The organism is Achromobacter sp. HNDS-1 (assembly GCF_040084795.1).
Classification (GTDB): Bacteria; Pseudomonadota; Gammaproteobacteria; order Burkholderiales; family Burkholderiaceae_B; genus Achromobacter; species Achromobacter ruhlandii.
Genome location: NZ_CP157584.1, coordinates 1,164,308 through 1,181,541 on the forward strand (window position 1 = coordinate 1,164,308; position 17,234 = coordinate 1,181,541).

Below are 17,234 nucleotides of genomic sequence, written 5' to 3' on the forward strand. Positions count from 1 at the left end.
GATGCGCGGGCTCGTTCTGACGGGTTCCGCGCGAATCTCCAGGCTGATGTCGATGGGCCTCGCGGCCCGTCGCCAGGCGCCTTCGGCGGCTTTCTGCAAGCACGGCGAGTGCACCCTTTCCCCCCGGAGTTTTATCGATGAAAACCGCTCAGGAATTGCGAGTCGGCAACGTGGTCATGGTCGGCAAGGATCCCCTCGTGGTCCAGAAGGCCGAATACAACAAGTCCGGCCGTAACGCCGCCGTCGTCAAGCTGAAGTTCAAGAACCTCTTGACCGCCTCGGCCAGCGAATCGGTCTACAAGGCCGACGAAAAGTTCGAAGTCGTGCAACTGGATCGCAAGGAGTGCACGTACTCCTACTTCGGCGACCCGATGTACGTCTTCATGGACGAAGAGTACAACCAGTACGAAATCGAAGCCGAAAGCATGGGCGACGCGCTGAACTACCTGGAAGAAGCGATGCCCGTGGAAGTGGTCTTCTACGACGGCCGCGCCATCTCGGTGGAACTGCCCACGACCATCGTGCGCGAAATCACCTACACCGAACCGGCCGTCCGCGGCGACACGTCGGGCAAGGTGACCAAGCCCGCCAAGATCAACACCGGCTACGAACTGAACGTGCCGCTGTTCTGCGCCATCGGCGACAAGATCGAAATCGACACGCGCACCAACGAATACCGCAGCCGCGTCAACAACTGATCCGGCGGCAGGTACGAAAAAGCGCCAGCCCTTCGGGGTCTGGCGCTTTTTTTTGCCTGGCGCGGCGGACAAGGCCGGCCGCGGCTATTGCAGGCGCTCGTCGTCCAGGAAGTCGGGCACGGCCATGACGTCGATGCCATCCTCGGCCAGGGCCTCGCGCTCTTCGCGCGTGGCGGTGCCGCGGATGGGGCGGTCGTCGGCGTCGCCCTCGTGGATGCGGCGCGCTTCCTCGGCGAAGCGCGCGCCGACGTTTTCGGTATTGCGCAGCAGCGCGCGCACCTGGCGCATCACCACCGCCTGCAGCGCCGACATCTTCTCGGCGTCGGTGGCGCCGGCCGGCGCCGCCGACGGCACCGCGGGCGCGTGCAGGTGCGCCACGTTCAGGCGCGGCGCCGACAGGCGCTTGGTGATGCTGGCCGAGCCGCAGACCGGGCACGACACCAGTCCACGCGCCTGTTGCGCGTCATAGTCTTCGTGCGAGCCGAACCAGCCTTCGAAGATGTGGCCGTGCTCGCACTGGAGGTCGAAAACTTTGAGAGCCATGATGGGAATATGGGGGCTGGCATCCAGAATACAAGAAAGCGCGCACGCGCCGCCGGATACCGGGCCGCGAACGGGGTTTTCGGCCGATTCCGGGCGGTTTGGCGGCATTCGCGCCACACACCGGCGGCGGCTTCCGCCCCGCGCCCAACGAAAAGCGGGCCCGGGGGCCCGCTAGCTGGCGTGCGAGGCGCTTACTTGCCGCGCCTGGGCGTGGCCGGCGCCTGGCCGATCTGCGCCTGCTGCGCCTGCAAGGCGTCGATCTGGCGTTGCAGGTCGCGCAGTTGCTGGCGCACGTCCTTCTGCTGGTCGGCCAGCGCGGTGGCTTCCTGGCGCGACTGCTCCTGGCGCGCGGCGACCTGCTCTTCCTGCTGCATGCGCAGGGTGCGGTCGGCCTGCAGCGTGCTCAGTTCAGCGCTGCGGCTGGCCAGCAGCTTCTCGGCGTGGGTGTATTCGGCCTGCAGCTTGATGCGCTTGATGTCCACTTCGGCCAGGTCGGCCGACTGGGCCGCAAAGGCGCGGTAGGTGGCCTCGGCCTGCTTGTCCGACTTGGTCTTGAGCACCCGCCAGAAATCCTTCTGCTGGAACAGGGCCACGTAGTAGGTCAGATCGTCCGGCTTGAACAGCAGGCTGGCGCCGTACGTGCCGTTGTAGCTCGTACGCAGCTCGGAAACCTGGCGGTTCTGGATCAATCCCTGCAGCTCGGCCACCGTCGACGACGGGCGCGCGGCGGGCGCCGGCGCGGGCGGAGTCACCGGCGTGGAGGCAGCCTGCTTGTCCTCGACCTGCTGCACCGTGGGGCGCGGGGGCTCGGATTGCGCGCTGGCGCAGGCCGCCAGGCCGGACAGGGCCGTACCCAACAGCGCCATGCGCGCGGCGGCACGGATAAAGTGGACGTTCATGCCTTCCCCAAAAAAATCGTTGCGGAACTATAGCAATTTATTTCGCTCGCGGCTGACGCGCTTACATAGCACAGCGCGATACTGTCGCGCGCTAAGGGCCATTCCCTATTGCGCCACGCCGGGCCCACGGCAGAAGGCCTCATGAGGCCTCCACGATGCCATCGGCGGTTTCGCCCTGGCCGCCGCCCAGGTGCAGCTTGCGCATCTTTTCCCACAGCACCTTGCGGCTGATGCCCAGGGTGTTGGCGGTGTCCTGGCGGCGCCAGCCATTGACGTCCAGCGCCGCCAGGATACGGGCCCGTTCGGCGCGCTCGGCGTCGGTGAAGACTGGCGGTTCACACTGGCTGCTGGCGCCGGCCGCGGCCAGCGCGCCTGGCGCCCGCAGCGGCTCGGCCAACTGGTCGAAAATGCGCTCGATGCGCGGCTGGTCCCAGGCCTGGAACTGGCGACGCACGATGGCCACGCGTTCGGCCACGTTGGACAATTCGCGCACGTTGCCGGCATAGCGGGTGCGCGCCACCCGCTCGACCAGCCAGCCCGGCGGCTCGCCCTCGGCGCCCAGCCGTTCGAGCAGCGCGCGGAAGATCGCCGCCTTCTCCTCGGGGCCGCGCTGCTCCAGGTTGGGAATGCGCAGCTCGATCACCGCCAGCCGGTAGTACAGGTCGGCACGGAACTCGTCCTGGCCCACCAGCACCCGCAGATCCTTGTTGGTGGCCGCGACCAGGCGGAAATCGACCGGCACCTCGACGGTCGAGCCCAACCGCGTGACCGCGCTCTGCTCCAGCACCCGCAGCAGCTTGACCTGCTGGTAGAGCGGCAGGTCGCCGATTTCATCCAGGAACAACGTGCCGCCGCTGGCCTGCTCGAAGTAGCCCTTGTGCGCCCCCACCGCTCCTGTGAAGGCGCCCTTGGCATGGCCGAAGAAGTGCGCTTCGAACAGGCCCTCGGGGATGGCGCCGCAATTGACCGCCACGAACGGCCCGTCCGACCAGGCGGCGCGGTCGTGCAGCAGGCGCGCGATGCGTTCCTTGCCCACGCCGGTCTCGCCGTGGATCAGCACGTTGCTGCGGCAGTCGGCGAACATCTCGGCCTCGGCCAGCAGCGCCCGCATCGGTTCGGACACCGCGATCAGCGGCTGTTCGCGGCGCGGCGCGCCGCGGCTGAACTGGTCCAGCGTGCCGAGCAATTCGAACAACAGCTTGCGCAGGTCCGACGTGGTGAAGGCCAGCGGCAGTGTGTAGGAGTATTCGGGCGGGTAATAGCGCGGATCGCGGCCGCGCGCCTCGGCCGCCACCCAGATCACCGGCATGGCCTGCCCCGACAGCCAGTCGTAGCCGCTGAAACGGTTGTCGCCCATGACCGAGACCGAAACCAGCGCCACGGCCGGGCGCGACGGATCGCGCGGCGGGGGAAACGCGGTGCCGGCATCGGCCCGCACCAGCGAGACGTCCATGCCGGCCAGGCAGCGCTCGGCGCGGCTGGCGATGTCGGAGGTGCCCTCCCAGACATAGACGTCGAATTCTTCGCGCGAGAATTTCTGGGTCATGGCGACCACCGCGCCGGCCAGGGTTGGGCAGGAATCAAGGGCTTCATCATCAATACACCAGACGGGGCTTGCCGCAGTCCACCGACAGCAGCGATACATCGGTTTGGCCGACGCTCAGGCCAAGCAGGTCCAGCAACTGCTGCAGCAGGGTCGATAGCATGCCCAGCAGCGGCTGCAGCAGCGTCACCACGATCGACAGCACGCCGCCCACCTGGTTGCCGCCGCTCAGCGCCAGCGTGGACACCGCGTTGACGCGGCATTGGCGGATGGCGTCCGGCGTAATCGCCAGCAGACAGGTCACGTCGCTCAGCGGCGCCAGCAACAGCGAATTGAGGAGGTTGCCGACCAGCTGCAGCGTGCCGCCCAGCACCCCGGTCAGGCCGCCGGTGGACATGCGCTGGCCCAGCTGGTTGAGCGCGGTCGAGGACCACTGCATGTCGTTGACCACCTGCGAAATGGACTTGCCGGGATTGCTGCCCCCGCCGCCGACCAGGGTGGTGGCCAGCGAGGCGCGCTGTTCCGGCGTCAGCGGCGTGCCGGTGCCGATCAGGTCGCCCAGGATGCCGCCGACCACGGCGTCGGCCAGGTTCGAGGCCAGCGCGCCCAGGTTGATCGAGGTGGCGTTGACGGTGGCGGTGGAATTGGGCGACGGCGGTTCGGTCAGCGTGACCGACACGGGCGCGGTCGAATTGAAAATCGGCAGCGTGACCTTGCTGGTGAGCGGCAGGATGCCGAGCACGTTCAGCACCTGGTAGCGCTGGATCGCCGCGAACGAACTCGGCTGGCAACTGTTGGTGATGGACAGGAAATTGGCCTGCACGTTGTCGACGGCCGACGACATGCCGGGAAAGCGTCCCAGGCAGATGTTGGCGACGGACGAAGTCACGTCGATGGTGGCCTGCGACTCGGTCAGCGGCGCCTGGCACAGCTTGGAAACGGTGCCGGTCGATTGCGCCACGTCGATGATGATGGGCAGGTCGATCTTGGTGCCCAGCGTGTTGGCCAGCAGCGGCCCGACCAGCGGGATGTTGCTGGTGTTGGCCCGCAGATAGACGCGGATGCCGGCGCTGGTGGCCTGCGTGCCGACGCCGCCCACGCCGATGGAGGGCGGCTCGACGATGCGCACCTGCGACTGCACGCCCAGCAGCGGCACGTTCAGGCCCAGGTTCACCAGGTTCTGGCCGTTGGCGATGACCAGCGCGGTTTCCAGCACATTGAGCGCGTTGATGTTGGCCTGCAGCGCCGAATTGATGTCGCCGCTGATCACGTTCAGGTCGAGCACGCCGCCGTCGCCGAACAGCTTGACCGGCAGGTTCACCGGCATCACGTTCAACACCACGTTGATGGCGTTGGTCAGCAGCCCGAGGCTGGCGCCGGCGGTGTCGCCGGCCTTGTTCATGACCGTCAGGGTGGCCTGCAGCAGCTGGCCCAGCGTCAGGTTGTTGAGCGCGGCCAGCTGCGCCGGCGTGCCCACGCCGGTGGCCACCGACACCGGCAGGCCCAACGCTTCCAGCAGGCCGGACGGCGTGATGTTGACGCTCGCCAGGCCGGCGGCGTCGAGAATGTCCAGCTGCGCCGGCGTGGCGCCGACGGTGGCCAGCAATTGCGACAGCAGGCCGCCCTTCTGCAAACGCAGCAGGCGCGAGCCGACCGTGAACACGGCCACCGGCTGGGTGTTGGCCGCCACGGAGATGGTCTGCACCGGCGTGCCGCCCACGATGAACGCCGGCAGCAGGCTGCTCAGGGTCTTGTTGAGCGTGATGCGCAGCGCGTTCGGCACCTGCCCGCTGCTCGGATCGAACAGGTACATGCCGCTGGCGTCGGGGCGCGAGGTGTCCCAGAGCTTGCACTCGACCGTCACGTCGCCGGCGGCGAAGGTGTCCAGGATGTTGGGCACGTTGGCCAGCACCGCGGCCTGTCCGGCGGCCTGGGCCCGGGCGCAATCGGCGGGCGCGCCCATCCCCAGCACCTGCACCGCCGACAGCGCGGCCAGGTCCGTGGCCTTCTGCATCTCGCGCTTCATATAGTAGGCATAGCCCAGCTGGGCCACGCCCAGCAGCACCAGGCCGACGATGACCGCGAAAACGATGGCCACCGTCATGCTGCCTCGCTGCCGCGGGCAGATTGCAGAACGGGAATGCGTGGCTGGCATGATCGCGGCTCCGTGACTCGATGAGACAGGTCCTGCCCAATCAATTCGTGTTGTTGGTCTGCACCCGCTTGTCGAACCATTCGGGGATCGGCCGGGTGAAGCTGTCGATGTAGCGGTTCCAGGCGGCGGTGGATGCCGCGCCCAGCACCGGCAGCGCCGCGCCCGCGCGGCGGCCGTCGGCCTGGGCGGCCAGCAGGCCGCGCGTGATGTCGCCGAATTCCTCCCGGGCCTGCTCGGGCTGCGCGGCCGCCTGGGGCGCCGGCTGCGGCATGGGCGTCTGTACCTGCTGAACCACTGGCCGCGCCGGCATCTGCGCGGCCGGCGCGGCCGCTGGCGCGGTGGCGGGCACCGGCGCGGCCTGGGCCACGCCGCCCCCGCTCATGGCGCCGGTCAGGGGCGTATTCGATTGCGCCTGGCTGGCCCAGGGCGCGGCCCCGGCCAGGATCAGCAGCAGGGAAAGCGAAGCGTAGGAAGCGGTTCGAGACATGGTCGGGGTTCCTGGTTAGCGCACGATCGGGCCGTTGCCCAGTCTGTCCATCAAGGGGCTCATGACCGGCATCACGATGCCCTCGCCCCGCGACACGCGGGTGCTCGACGCGTCGGCCGCGGTGGCCCCGGCGCTCGCCGAGGTGACCGCCGGGGCGGAGGCCTGGCTGCGGATCTCGGTGGCCAGGCGCAGCACCTGGCCGCGCGCCTCGTCGCCGAGCTTGGCGCGGTCCATCACGTTCTGGGCCCGCACCGGTTCGCCTTCGACCAGCAGCAGCAGGGCCAGGTTGGCCAGCACCTTGGCGCTTTCCGGCGCCAGCTCGGCGGCCTGGCCCAGCGGCACGCGCGCGCCGGCCGGATCGCCGGCGCGCAGGCGCGCATAGCCCAGGTCGCCCAGGATGCGCGGGTCCATCGGCGACAGCTTGGCGGCGCGCGCGAAGTAGTCGGCGGCCTGGTCGAACTGGCCGCGCGAGCCGGCGATCAATCCCAGCCCGTGCCAGCCATCGGCCGCTTGCGCGGTGCCGATCAGGGCGCGGTAGGCCTGCTCGCTGGAGGCGGTCTGGCCCGTCTGGCGCAGCGCCTCGGCGCGCAGTACCGCGATACGCGGATCGTTGCCGAACTTCTGCTGGAATGCCTCGATATAGGCCAGCGAGGCGAAGTAGCGCTCCTGCCGCTGCGACTCGGCAATCATCGACAGCATCATGTCCGGCTCGGTCGGCTTGCGCCGGTTCTCGGCTTCGTCCTCGCGCTGGCGCATCAACGCCTGCTCCTGCTGCTGTTGCTGGATCAGCTGCCAGGCGGTCTCGGCGTTGTTGGTCTGGCACCCGGCCAACGTCCCGGCGCCCGCGGCCACCGCCGCCACCAGGGTCCAACGCCACGCGCACCGCGCATTTCCCATACCGCCCGCCATCACATGCCCCCCATGCGCGACAAACCGCGCAATACCGCCACGAAGCCCGCGCCGCCTGTCACGATCAACAGCGCCGGCAAAAGGGTCACGATCATGACCGCCGTCATCTTGACGGTGGTCTTGCCCACTTTTTCCTTCAGCTCCAGGCGGCGCTTCTCGCGCAGGCGTTCGCCAAAGCGGTTCAGCGGCTCCTGCACCGCGCCGCCGTGCTGGTCGACCTGCGCGATCAGCCGGCAGATGGCCGACAGGTCGTCGTTGTCGAAGCCGGCCGCCAGCCGCGCCAGCGATTGCTCGCGGGTGCGGCCGCGCACATAGAGTTCGGACGCCAGCCGCAGCTCGTACGCCAGCACCGGCAGCACCTGGTCGAATTCCTTGGTCAGCACCTGCAGGCTCTGGTCGATCGACAGGCCGACCCCTTGCAGCAGGCGCAGCAGGTCGATCAGCAGCGGCAGTTCGTTGGCGGCCTGCTTGCGGCGCCGCGACAGGCGCCGGCGCACGAACCACTTGGGCAGCATGTAGCCGATGGCGAAACCGAAAAACGCCGCCACGAACAGGCCCAGCGACGAACCGCCGACCTTGCGTCCCAGGTCCAGCGCCACCGCCGCCGCCGGCAGCAGCAGCGCCAGGGTGAAGCGCGCCACGATGAAGCGCAGCCGCGCCGTGGCCGGATTCTGGTAGCCCGCCATGTCGACCAGCTTGCGGTCCTCGCCCGCCAGCAGGGCCTCGGCGAAACGGCCTTCGCTCAGGCGCTTGCCGAACGAATCGGCGGCGCGCGTGGCCGCGGCCAGGCGCCCCTGCATGCCCTCGGCCGGCGGCGCGGCCGCGGCCTGCGCCTTGGCGCGCCCCTCGCGCGTGGCCAGGGCCTGGTCCACCACCTGGCGGCTGCGGTCCTGCCCGCGCAGGCGCCGGGTCATGCTCAGGCCCACCACCAGCATGGCGGCGGCGACCAGCATCAGCGCCACCGCCAGCACCGTCGAGACATTCCAGGATTCGATCGCTTGCATGCGCGGCGCCCTTAAATGGCCTTGGCCATGCGGTACAGGATGTACGAGCCGCCCAGCTGCAGGCAGACCGCCGTCATCAGCATCTTGAAGCCCAGCGGATCGACCCACAGTCCCATGAACAGGTCATTGTTGGCCACCATGATGAAGCCGGCGATGCCCAGCGGCAACAGCGCCAGGATCCAGGCCGACAGCCGGATCTCGGCCGAACTGGCCGATAGCTCGGCGCGCGCCTGGCCGATGTCGCGCATGAATGCGGCCATGCGCTCGAGCACCTGGTCGCTGCGGCCGCCAAAGCGCAGCGCCACGGAAACCACCGCCGCCACCATATAAAGCTCTTTCATGTCGTACTGGCGCGAAACCTGCACCAGCGCCGCGTCCAGTTCCTTGGCCGAACGGCTCAGCGCGGCCGCGGTCTCGACCACTTCGCGCAGCGGCTCGTCGGTGGCGGCGGCCGCGGTCTGGAAGGCGGAAGCCATGCTGTTGCCGATGGTGACCAGGCGCACGATGTTGTCCAGGAACGCCGGCAGTTGCGACACGCGCCGCCGCTGGCGCCGGTCGGCCCGCAGCCACAGCAGGAAATAAGCGAACACGGACAGCAGCACCAGCGCCACCAGGGCCGACAGCCAGCCCAGAAAGGCCCAGGCCAGCAGCGCGCCCGCCACGATGGGCAGGATCAGCCGGGCGTAGAAACCGGGACTCTGGCGCACGCCGCCCTGCAACAGCAGCATGTCCCAGCGCGAAAAGCCGCTGCGCAAGGCGCGCGCGCCCTGCGCGAACGGCAGCTTGCCGCTGACCGGCGCGCCGCGGCTGCGGCGCAACTGGTCTTCGAGGAAAGCGGAACTGGCGGCCCGCCGCTGGCCGCTATTGGCGTGCCGCCACAGCAGCACCGCCGCCAAGGCCAGCACCAGCGCCAGGCCACCGATCACCCCGGCTTGCAGCATCAGCGCCTCCTGCTCCAGAAGCCGCCGCCCTCCGACTCGGGCGGCGTGTTGTCGGCGGGACGTTGTTCGTTGCGCATCTTGGCCAGCTTGGGCGTGTGCGGATGGATGCCGAGCCAGTTCCAGCGGTCCTTTTCCTCGCCCTCGGGGGTGGCGAAGGTCTCATGGCGGTACAGTTCCTGGGTCGAGATCACGCTGTCGCCCATGCCGGTGACCTCGGTCACCGACAGCACCCGGCGCTTGCCGTTGGACAGGCGGCCGATCTGCACGATGAAGTCGAGCGCGCTGGCGATCTGGCGCCGCAGGCTGTCCTCGCTGCCCTGGAAGCCGGCAAACCCCGCCAGCATCTCGATCCGGTACAGGCATTCGCGCGGCGAGTTGGCGTGGATCGTGGCCATGGAGCCTTCGTGGCCGGTGTTCATGGCCTGCAGCATGTCCATCACCTCGGCGCCGCGCACTTCGCCCACCACCACGCGGTCCGGGCGCATCCGCAGGCTGTTGCGGATCAGTTCGCGGATGCTGACCGCGCCGCTGCCGTCAAAGCCGCCCTGGCGCGATTCCAGCCGCACCACGTGCGGATGGTTCAGCGACAACTCGGCCGTGTCCTCCACCGTCACCACGCGCTCGGTCTCCGGAATGAAGAAGGCCAGCGCGTTCAACAGCGAGGTCTTGCCGGAACTGGTGCCGCCGGACACCAGGATGTTGCAGCGGTTCTTCACCGCTTCGTGCAGCAGGCGGTAAATCTCCTCGTCGAAGGTGCCCAGCGTCAGCAGGTCGGCCGGCTTGAGCGGATCCTGGCGGAACTTGCGGATCGACACCATCGGGCCGTCGACCGCCAGCGGCTCGATCACCACGTTCAGGCGGCCGCCATCGGGCAGGCGCGCGTCGACCATGGGGCTGGACTCGTCCAGCCGGCGGCCGATCGGCGCCAGGATGCGGCGCACGATGCGCAGCACGTGCTGGTTGTCGGTGAAGCGCAGCGTCTCGCGCGCCAGCACGCCGCGGCGCGACACGAACACGTTGTCGTAGCCGTTGATCAGGATGTCCTCGACCGCGGGGTCGGCCAGCAGGTCCTCCAGCGGCCCCAGGCCGGCCAGTTCCTTGGTCAGCGCCTCGGCGATCTGGCGCATCTCGCCTTCGTTGATCGGCACGCGCCGCAGGCGCACGAAGCTGGCCACCTCGATGTCGACGAATTCCTGGATCGCCGAGCGCGCCCAGCGGCCGAATTCCGCCCCCAGCTCCTCGATGCGCGAGAGCAGGTGCTCGTAGGCCGCCGTCTTCACTTCCTGGAAGCGGTTGGACGACGCGAAACCCTTGTCGCCATCGCCGCCGAATTCTATGGTCGCTGTCATGATCATGTGGGATCCCGCCGCCTTGCGTTACTCGACCACCATGCGGCGGTGCACGCCGGGCAGCCAGGTGGCCAGCCAGCTTGCCCGCCCGCCGGGCGTGTTTTCTTCCGCGCTCAATTTCTCGGCCAGCGCCTGTACCGCGCGCACATAGACGTCGCGCTCGGCCTCCTCGTGCAGCAGGTGGCCCTGGTTGGTGCAGACCATCAGCGCCAGCGTGCGGTCCGGCAGCGTGCCCACCAGGTCGAGCTGGAAGCGCTCGGCGATCTGCTGGGCCGTCATGCCGTAGCGTTCGTCGTAGCGGTTAACGATCAGGCCCAGACTGCGGCGGTCCACATGCAACTGCTCCAGTTCCTGCAACAGCCCGGCCAGCGACACCAGCGCGCCCACGCTCTGGTCGGTGACGATCCAGTTCTGCTGCGAGGCGCGCGCCAGGCCGGCCACGAATTCGGGATTGGTGAACCCGCCCGAGTCGGCCACCACCACGCCGAAGTGCTGGCGCATGCGTTCGAACACCAGCAGCGAATCGGATTGCGACACGTCGCGCATCTGGCCCAGGTCGCGCGGCAGCGCCAGTACGCTCAGGCCATTCGCGGTATGCGACATGGCCGAACTCAACAAGGTCGAATCGAGACGGCGCAGATTGCGCGCGGCCTCGGCGAAATCGAAATCGCCGCCGATGTTCAGGTACAACTGGCAATCGCCCACCGGCCAGCCCAGATCCATCAGCGCCACCCGGCTGCCCAGGGGCAGGTGGCTGCCGCTGTCCGCGGCCGGCTTGGCGCTCTTGGCGCCCGAGGCCGCGGCGCGCGCGCCATGCTGCTGCTTCAACCGATCCTGCACCATGCCGGCCAGGTGCACCGCCAGCGTGCTGGTGCCCACGCCCGGCCGCGCGCCCAGCAGCAGCACGCTGCGGCGCGAGCCGTCCATGCGGCCGCCGCCGGCCGGCACGTCCAGCAGGCGCTGCACCACGTCCTTGACTTCCTGCGGCGCCACGGTCGGATCGACGAAGTCGCTGACCCCCGCGCGCAGCGCGGCGATGGCGCCTTCCGGCTGGCTCAGCAGGCCCACCGCGACGCGCGGGATCGTCGGCGCGATGCGCGCCAGCAGACGCGCCAGTTCGGCCGACTTGAACAGCTTGCCAGGTTCGTCCTCGCTCAAGGTGAAGTCCAGGAACACCACCTGCGGCTCGATTTCGGACAGGCGCCTGCCCAGTTCCTCGACGCCCGGGACTTCCTGGGTCAACAAGCCCATGTCGCCCAGCGCCTGCCCGAGCTGCGCGGCGACGCCGTCGCCCTTGGAACAAAACAGAAACCGATTGCCGTTCTGCAAGCCAACCCACTCCCTGGCATGTGTCTTCATATCGCTCACCGTGAGAAACCCGGCATTTGCTGCCCGCCTACTGGGCCCATCAGGTAATAACCCCAAGCATTGAACGCGGTGTCGGTCGCTTCCTGTTTGGCCCCCGGCAGCGGCAGGGTCACGCCGCGCGCAATGGGCCGCACCAGGCGCGGCGTCACCACGATCACCAACTCGGTGTCCTCCTGGGTGTAATCGACACTACGGAAAAACGAACCGATGATGGGCAGGTCGCCCAGCATGGGTACCTTGTTGACCAGCGCCTTGGTCTGGCGCGACACCAGGCCGCTGACGACGAAGCTCTCGCCGTCGCCCAGTTCCACCGTGGTGTCGGCGCGGCGCGTGCGCAGCGCCGGGATCAGCGTGGTCGAATTGGTGCCATTCGAGATCGCGATGGCGTTGCTGTAGTCGAGCTCGCTGGCCTCCGGCGCCACCTTCAACGCGATGCGCTCGCGCGACAGCACCGTGGGGGTGACCGTCAGGCCGATGCCGAACGGCTTGAACGTCACCGTGGTCGTGCCCAGGCCGCCGGCCTCGGGAATCGGCAGTTCGCCGCCGGCCAGGAAACTGGCGCTCTGTCCGGTCAGGGCCACCAGCGTGGGCTCGGCCAGCACGCGCGCCATGCCATTGTTCTGCAGCAGCCGCAGGCGCGCGCTGAAGTCATTGGAGTCGTAGAACAGCGAGAAGCCCGAGGCCAGGGCCGCGGTCTTGCTGAACCCCAGCGGCGCCGGGAAGCCGTCGGGCGTGATGGAGTTGGTGCCGCCCCACGGCCCGCTGCGGCCGGCGAAGCTGATGCCGGCCTGCTTCATGACCGAGCGCGACACCTCGACCACCTTGACCTCGACCTGCACCACGCCGCCGGTGCCGGCGGTCGACACGTCGACCACGTTCTTGTCGCCCACCACCGCGCCGGCCGCGGCCACCGAGGCCTGGTGCGACAACGGTGAATCGGCCTGGCCCGAGACCACCGCGCGGTCGCCCGCCACGTCGACGTTGGCGCCGCCGCTCATGCCGCGCCCGGCCATCACCTGCTGGACGTTGCCCGCCACCCGCACGTTCCACAGCTGCGGCGCGGCATTGGCGCCGGTCCAGACCTGCAATTGCGTGGTGCCGGGCTTCTTGCCGTACAGCAGCAGCGAGGCCTGCCGCTTGCCGGAAGCCGGCAGCACCTTGACGTCGGCCACGTCCGGATCGCCAATGGCGATGCGCGCCGGCGCGCCATCCAGCATGAGCGTCTGCTGGCCTTTGACCGCCACGGCGATGTCGCGGGCGGGCGCGGGCGCGCCCGGCGCGGTCTGCAAGGCGGTCTGCGCCAGGCCGGCCGCGCCGTGGGTCATTGCCGCTGCGGCCGACAGGACGCAGATCAGGGTGGTGCGCTGAAATCTCTTCATTTGCTGGATCTGGTTGACAGGTAAGGTCCAGCCGCGGGCGGCACCAGGCCACGCGCAGCCACGTTTCAATAGCGCACGCGCTCGGATTTGTCTCCTCGCAGTATTTCCACCGTGCGGCCGCCCGCGCCGCCGGCGGCGCGGGCCGGCGCGGGCCTGGCCGCGGGTGTCGGGGCATCCAGCTGCGCCAGGCTGTCGCCGGCGTAGGCGCGGTTCGGGCCGCTTTGCAGTTGTTCGCGCTGTTCCGGCGTCAGGTCGGCGCGCGCCGGCAGCACGGCGCTGCGCTGCGCGAACAGCTGGGTATCCGGCTTGCCCTCGTCGCCCACCGGCCGCAGCGCCAGTTGCAGGCGCCCAGAACGGCTGGCCAGCACCAGTTCATTGACCTGCTCGACCGGCACCGCCAGCACCGCGGTGCGGGCCGGCTGCCCGGGCGGGCCGGGCAGCGTGGACTTTTCCTCGGGACCGTCGACCGAGGCCGCGCCATACGCCAGCACGCGCACCTGCGATTGCAGCAGCCGGGCCTGTCCGCCCTGGATCTCGACGCCCTTCTCCAGCAGGAAGAACACATCCACCAGGTCTCCCGGCGCGATGCGGTTGCCGCCGCCCACCACCTCGTCAACGGCGATCGCCAGCGCGCGCTCGCCCGGCTTGAGCTGGCGCGCCAGGCCCTGCGCCAGCATGCTGGGCAGCAGCGGGTCGCCCGCGGCCACGTCGACCCGCGTGTAGGCGCCCTGCAGCGGCGTGGTCGCGCTGTAGCTGCCCGACAGCGCCACCTGCCACTGATCCACCCTGAGCATCTTGTCGCTGTCGATGCGCGTGCCGGCAGGGATCGCCGCGGCCGCCACCACCACCGGATAGCGCTTGACCGGCGTCTCGGCCGGCGGGGTCGCCGTGGCCGCCACCGGACCGGCCGGCGCCGCCGGCGGCGCCGACGGTTCCGACGCCAGGCGCCAGGCCACGAACGCCAGCACAATGCCCGCCGCCAACAACACGCCCGCGATGATCTTGCTCAGACTGCTCATGGTGTCCCTTGGGAGATTTGCACGATGGCTTTGGACGACAGCCGGGTCGGAATCCAGTTCTTGTCGGTCCCCGGCAACATGGCGATGAACGCCTGGAAGGTCGAGAGCACCGGCCAGGCCTGCACGTTGAAAGTCATGGCGACCGTGCTGCACTGAGCCGTCTGTCCGCCCGAGCCGCTCCACGCGCACGGCGCGCTGGTGGCGGCGCAGGCCACCGCCGAGCCGCTGCCGAACACGCTCATGGCCGCCGAGCAGGCCGCGCCGGGCACATCCGCCTTGCCGGAAAAGCGCGCGTAGACCGCGGCCCGCGCCCCTTCCGAGGCGGCCGAGGCCAGTTGCTGCTGCATCCAGAACAGCACGCCGTAGCCCACCACCGCGCAGACGAACATCAGCAGCATCGTCACCATCAACGAGAACTCGAGCGTGGCGATGCCGCGCTGGCCGTCTGCGCGGCGGCGGCCGGTGGCGGCATCGAAGGCGGCGCGCTCGTTCATGTCAGGGGCTCCCGTCCAGCGCGTTGCCCAGATGGACCGTGGCGCGCGCGCTCAACACGCTGGTGGGCGGCATCAGCGCCTGCGCCAGGAACGGAAAATTCGGGATCAGCGGGTTGGCGCCGTAGGGATAGCTGACCGTCACCTCGATCTGGTCGGCGCTCAGCGGCAAGCCGCTGCAGGCCCCGCCCGCGGTGCTGCTGAGCGTGCCGCTGGCGCCGCACACCGCCACCGCCACGGCGGCCGATGACATGGTGGTGATCCAGCCGGAGCGGTCCAGCGCGATATCACGGCCGGCATTGGCGCGCACGGTCAGCGAGGCGGCGCCCGGCTGCCATTGCAGGACCTTGCGGGCGCCGTCCTGCGCGGCCAGCGTGACGGAGTGCTGCGCGGTGAACACCAGGGCATACGTCAGGATCGCGTAGAACACCAGGAAAAACACCACGAATACCAGTCCGAATTCAAGGGAATAAACACCACGCTGAGCGCGGCCGCGCCCAGGTAGGCGCCGTAGGGGATCTGGCGAGCCCGAAGCGGCAGCGCCCGGCTTCGGGAAATGAACAGGTAGAGCAGCGCGTGCAGGCCGGCCAGCAGGCTGGCGGCCACCAGCGTCATGACCAGGGGCGCAAAACCCAACAGCAGCCCGAGGATGGCGATCGCCTTGACGTCGCCCGCGCCCATCAGACGCCGCGTCCAGAGGGGAAAGAATGGCAATGCCAGCGCGAAGCCGGCCAGGGCCATGGACCAACCGGCCCAACGCGGCGGGTAGCCCCATGCGGGCGCCAGCCAGGCCGCCAGCAGCCACAGCGCCTGTCCCGCGAATCCCGCGACGATGAGCGTGTTGGGTACGCGGCGATAGCGCAGATCGGTGTATATCAACACCAGATTCCAGCATGCGAACAACAGCCACCACAGCGCTTCCCCTGGATACAAGGCAGGACCTTCTGACGGTTTCGGATTCAACCTGGCAAGACATCCCCGCGCGCGATCCGGCGCGCCACGCCGTCAATCCGCAACCGCCCGAAGTCGCTGCGCGGGAAATGTGGTCAATAAGGGCTCCGCGCCCGGCGGAGCGGCAGGCCCGACCGTTCGACCCGCCCTGGCCGAAGCCAGGCGCGCCGAAGCGGCCGGGGCCTTCGGCTTCACTTGGACGCGTTGGCGAGCTTGGCCTGTAGCGACGTGAACAGGCCGCTGAGCGCGCCCGTGAATGTCGCCAACGCCGCTACCAGCGCCACCGCAATGGTGCCCGCGATCAGCCCGTATTCCAGGGCGGTGATACCTTCTTCTTCGTTCCAGAACTGCGCAAGTTTCGCTTTCATATCGAGCTCCTGAGGTCTCGCTTGATAATCGAGCCATGCCATCGAGATGGCGCTGGCCCCCTAAGCCCGGTGCTGCCGGCGCGTTGGCGTGTTCCACACCCCGCGCCCTCCGGGTACCGCAACAGACGCTAACTCGGCCCCAGGGTGGATCCGGGCGCCCTGCCCGGCTCCACCATGGGAGCCGATTCAATGATCGAGTCGATGCGCTGCGCCAGGCGCGCGCGGAACCGGCGCGACGCGCGCTGCAAATGCCAGCGCATCACCAGCAGCATGACGGCCGACAGCGCGAACGCGATGTACGGCAGCATCACCCCGCCGATCTGCATGCTGGAAAAATCCCTCGGCGTGGTGCAGACCACCGTTCCGGCCGCCGCGCCCGTGTAATGCATGCCGCACACGGCGATCGCCATCAAAATGGCCGCCGCGACGCGCTGTAGCTCATTGCGCGTATTGAAAGCGAGCCACAATGCGGCTGACGCGGCAATTACCGCTATCAATACCGATAAAACAACCATCGGCAGATTCCAGATAAATACGGCCGGCATGCGCATGGCGCTGATGCCGACATAATGCATCGCCGCTACGCCCAGACCCGCGGCCAGGCCACCCACCAGGCAGCGCATAAATGTGAAGCGCTCGCGGCCCACATACCAGAAGGCCCACCCGGAAAAACCCGCCGCCACCAGGAAGCTGATCGCCGTCAATCCAATCTGGTAACCCACGCTGAACGGCAATTCCTGTGCCTGCATGCCGATGAAATGCATGCTCCAGATCCCGACGCCGCCCATCGCCAGGGCGCCGATAAGGATGTAACCGATGCGGATCTCGCCGTCCTGCATTTCGGTACGGATGCCGACCGCCGCCAGCAGCGCGACATAGGAGCCCAAGGCCGCCATCAGGAACGACAGCGCGACCAGGCCGCCATGGAACGAGAGCGGGACGATATCGCCGGGGTTCATTCGCGGCCCCTGTGGGTGGGCCGCCGGCGAGCTGGCGCGGCCGGCGTGCGGGCAACGATTCCGTTGCGGTCATCCTGGTCCATCTGCGGACTCCCGAGAGCCTGTAAACCCGATGTGTTTTGAAACGTTTATATAGTCTTATCTATTAACAATTAATACACATCAGGGTTT

General features: G+C 68.7%; 18 protein-coding genes. 1 reads left to right on the forward strand and 17 read right to left on the reverse strand.

Annotation, left to right across the window (positions count from 1 at the left end; genetic code table 11):
* The first annotated feature begins 137 nt into the window (after positions 1 to 137).
* Positions 138 to 698: an elongation factor P gene (efp, locus tag ABFG95_RS05075; protein ID WP_006220534.1), complete on the forward strand. Its 561-nt coding sequence runs from the start codon at positions 138 to 140 to the stop codon at positions 696 to 698.
* A gap of 84 nt (positions 699 to 782) precedes the next feature.
* Here efp and ABFG95_RS05080 read toward each other — a convergent pair whose 3' ends face one another.
* The 17 genes from ABFG95_RS05080 to ABFG95_RS05160 all read right to left on the reverse strand — a co-directional run bounded on the left by ABFG95_RS05080 (position 783) and on the right by ABFG95_RS05160 (position 17,063).
* Positions 783 to 1,241 carry a DUF1178 family protein gene (locus ABFG95_RS05080; protein ID WP_175146581.1) on the reverse strand — a complete coding sequence of 153 codons (459 nt, stop codon included), beginning with the start codon at positions 1,239 to 1,241 and terminating at the stop codon, positions 783 to 785.
* A gap of 191 nt (positions 1,242 to 1,432) precedes the next feature.
* Entirely contained in the window at positions 1,433 to 2,140 is a 708-nt protein-coding gene (locus tag ABFG95_RS05085) for a DUF2968 domain-containing protein (protein ID WP_049073011.1), read from the reverse strand.
* Positions 2,141 to 2,279: 139 nt separating this feature from the next.
* Positions 2,280 to 3,686, reverse strand: a complete 1,407-nt coding sequence (locus ABFG95_RS05090) for a sigma-54 dependent transcriptional regulator (RefSeq protein WP_049073010.1) — start codon at positions 3,684 to 3,686, stop codon at positions 2,280 to 2,282.
* 49 nt (positions 3,687 to 3,735) lie between these two features.
* Positions 3,736 to 5,838: a pilus assembly protein TadG-related protein gene (locus ABFG95_RS05095; protein ID WP_049073009.1), complete on the reverse strand. Its 2,103-nt coding sequence runs from the start codon at positions 5,836 to 5,838 to the stop codon at positions 3,736 to 3,738.
* Positions 5,839 to 5,878: 40 nt separating this feature from the next.
* Positions 5,879 to 6,325, reverse strand: a complete 447-nt coding sequence (locus ABFG95_RS05100; protein WP_054417302.1) for a DUF3613 domain-containing protein — start codon at positions 6,323 to 6,325, stop codon at positions 5,879 to 5,881.
* Positions 6,326 to 6,340: 15 nt separating this feature from the next.
* Positions 6,341 to 7,222, reverse strand: coding sequence for a tetratricopeptide repeat protein (locus ABFG95_RS05105; RefSeq protein ID WP_348995530.1), 882 nt, complete (start codon positions 7,220 to 7,222; stop codon positions 6,341 to 6,343).
* A gap of 11 nt (positions 7,223 to 7,233) precedes the next feature.
* Positions 7,234 to 8,238, reverse strand: coding sequence for a type II secretion system F family protein (locus tag ABFG95_RS05110; protein ID WP_049073006.1), 1,005 nt, complete (start codon positions 8,236 to 8,238; stop codon positions 7,234 to 7,236).
* A gap of 11 nt (positions 8,239 to 8,249) precedes the next feature.
* Entirely contained in the window at positions 8,250 to 9,179 is a 930-nt protein-coding gene (locus ABFG95_RS05115) for a type II secretion system F family protein (protein ID WP_049073005.1), read from the reverse strand.
* Entirely contained in the window at positions 9,179 to 10,534 is a 1,356-nt protein-coding gene (locus tag ABFG95_RS05120; RefSeq protein WP_054417300.1) for a CpaF family protein, read from the reverse strand. Before ABFG95_RS05120 ends, ABFG95_RS05115 begins: the two co-directional genes overlap by 1 nt.
* A gap of 21 nt (positions 10,535 to 10,555) precedes the next feature.
* Positions 10,556 to 11,896, reverse strand: a complete 1,341-nt coding sequence (locus ABFG95_RS05125) for a MinD/ParA family protein (RefSeq protein ID WP_049073003.1) — start codon at positions 11,894 to 11,896, stop codon at positions 10,556 to 10,558.
* Positions 11,893 to 13,221, reverse strand: coding sequence for a pilus assembly protein N-terminal domain-containing protein (locus ABFG95_RS05130; protein ID WP_049073002.1), 1,329 nt, complete (start codon positions 13,219 to 13,221; stop codon positions 11,893 to 11,895). The genes ABFG95_RS05125 and ABFG95_RS05130 overlap by 4 nt, the downstream gene beginning before the upstream one ends.
* Before the next feature lie 119 nt (positions 13,222 to 13,340).
* Complete coding sequence (gene cpaB / locus ABFG95_RS05135) at positions 13,341 to 14,294, reverse strand: Flp pilus assembly protein CpaB (RefSeq protein ID WP_068980672.1); 954 nt, start codon at positions 14,292 to 14,294, stop codon at positions 13,341 to 13,343.
* On the reverse strand, positions 14,291 to 14,788 hold the full coding sequence (locus ABFG95_RS05140) for a TadE family protein (RefSeq protein WP_049073000.1): 498 nt from the start codon (positions 14,786 to 14,788) through the stop codon (positions 14,291 to 14,293). The genes cpaB and ABFG95_RS05140 overlap by 4 nt, the downstream gene beginning before the upstream one ends.
* 1 nt (position 14,789) lies before the next feature.
* Entirely contained in the window at positions 14,790 to 15,230 is a 441-nt protein-coding gene (locus ABFG95_RS05145) for a TadE family protein (RefSeq protein ID WP_254597136.1), read from the reverse strand.
* Entirely contained in the window at positions 15,197 to 15,700 is a 504-nt protein-coding gene (locus ABFG95_RS05150; RefSeq protein WP_080977560.1) for a prepilin peptidase, read from the reverse strand. Before ABFG95_RS05150 ends, ABFG95_RS05145 begins: the two co-directional genes overlap by 34 nt.
* Positions 15,701 to 15,927: 227 nt before the next feature.
* Positions 15,928 to 16,104 carry a Flp family type IVb pilin gene (locus ABFG95_RS05155; RefSeq protein WP_049072998.1) on the reverse strand — a complete coding sequence of 59 codons (177 nt, stop codon included), beginning with the start codon at positions 16,102 to 16,104 and terminating at the stop codon, positions 15,928 to 15,930.
* 128 nt (positions 16,105 to 16,232) lie between these two features.
* The gene (locus ABFG95_RS05160; protein WP_278989799.1) at positions 16,233 to 17,063 is read right to left on the reverse strand and encodes an MHYT domain-containing protein; all 831 of its coding nucleotides are present in this window, start codon (positions 17,061 to 17,063) and stop codon (positions 16,233 to 16,235) included.
* Positions 17,064 to 17,234 lie beyond the last annotated feature (171 nt).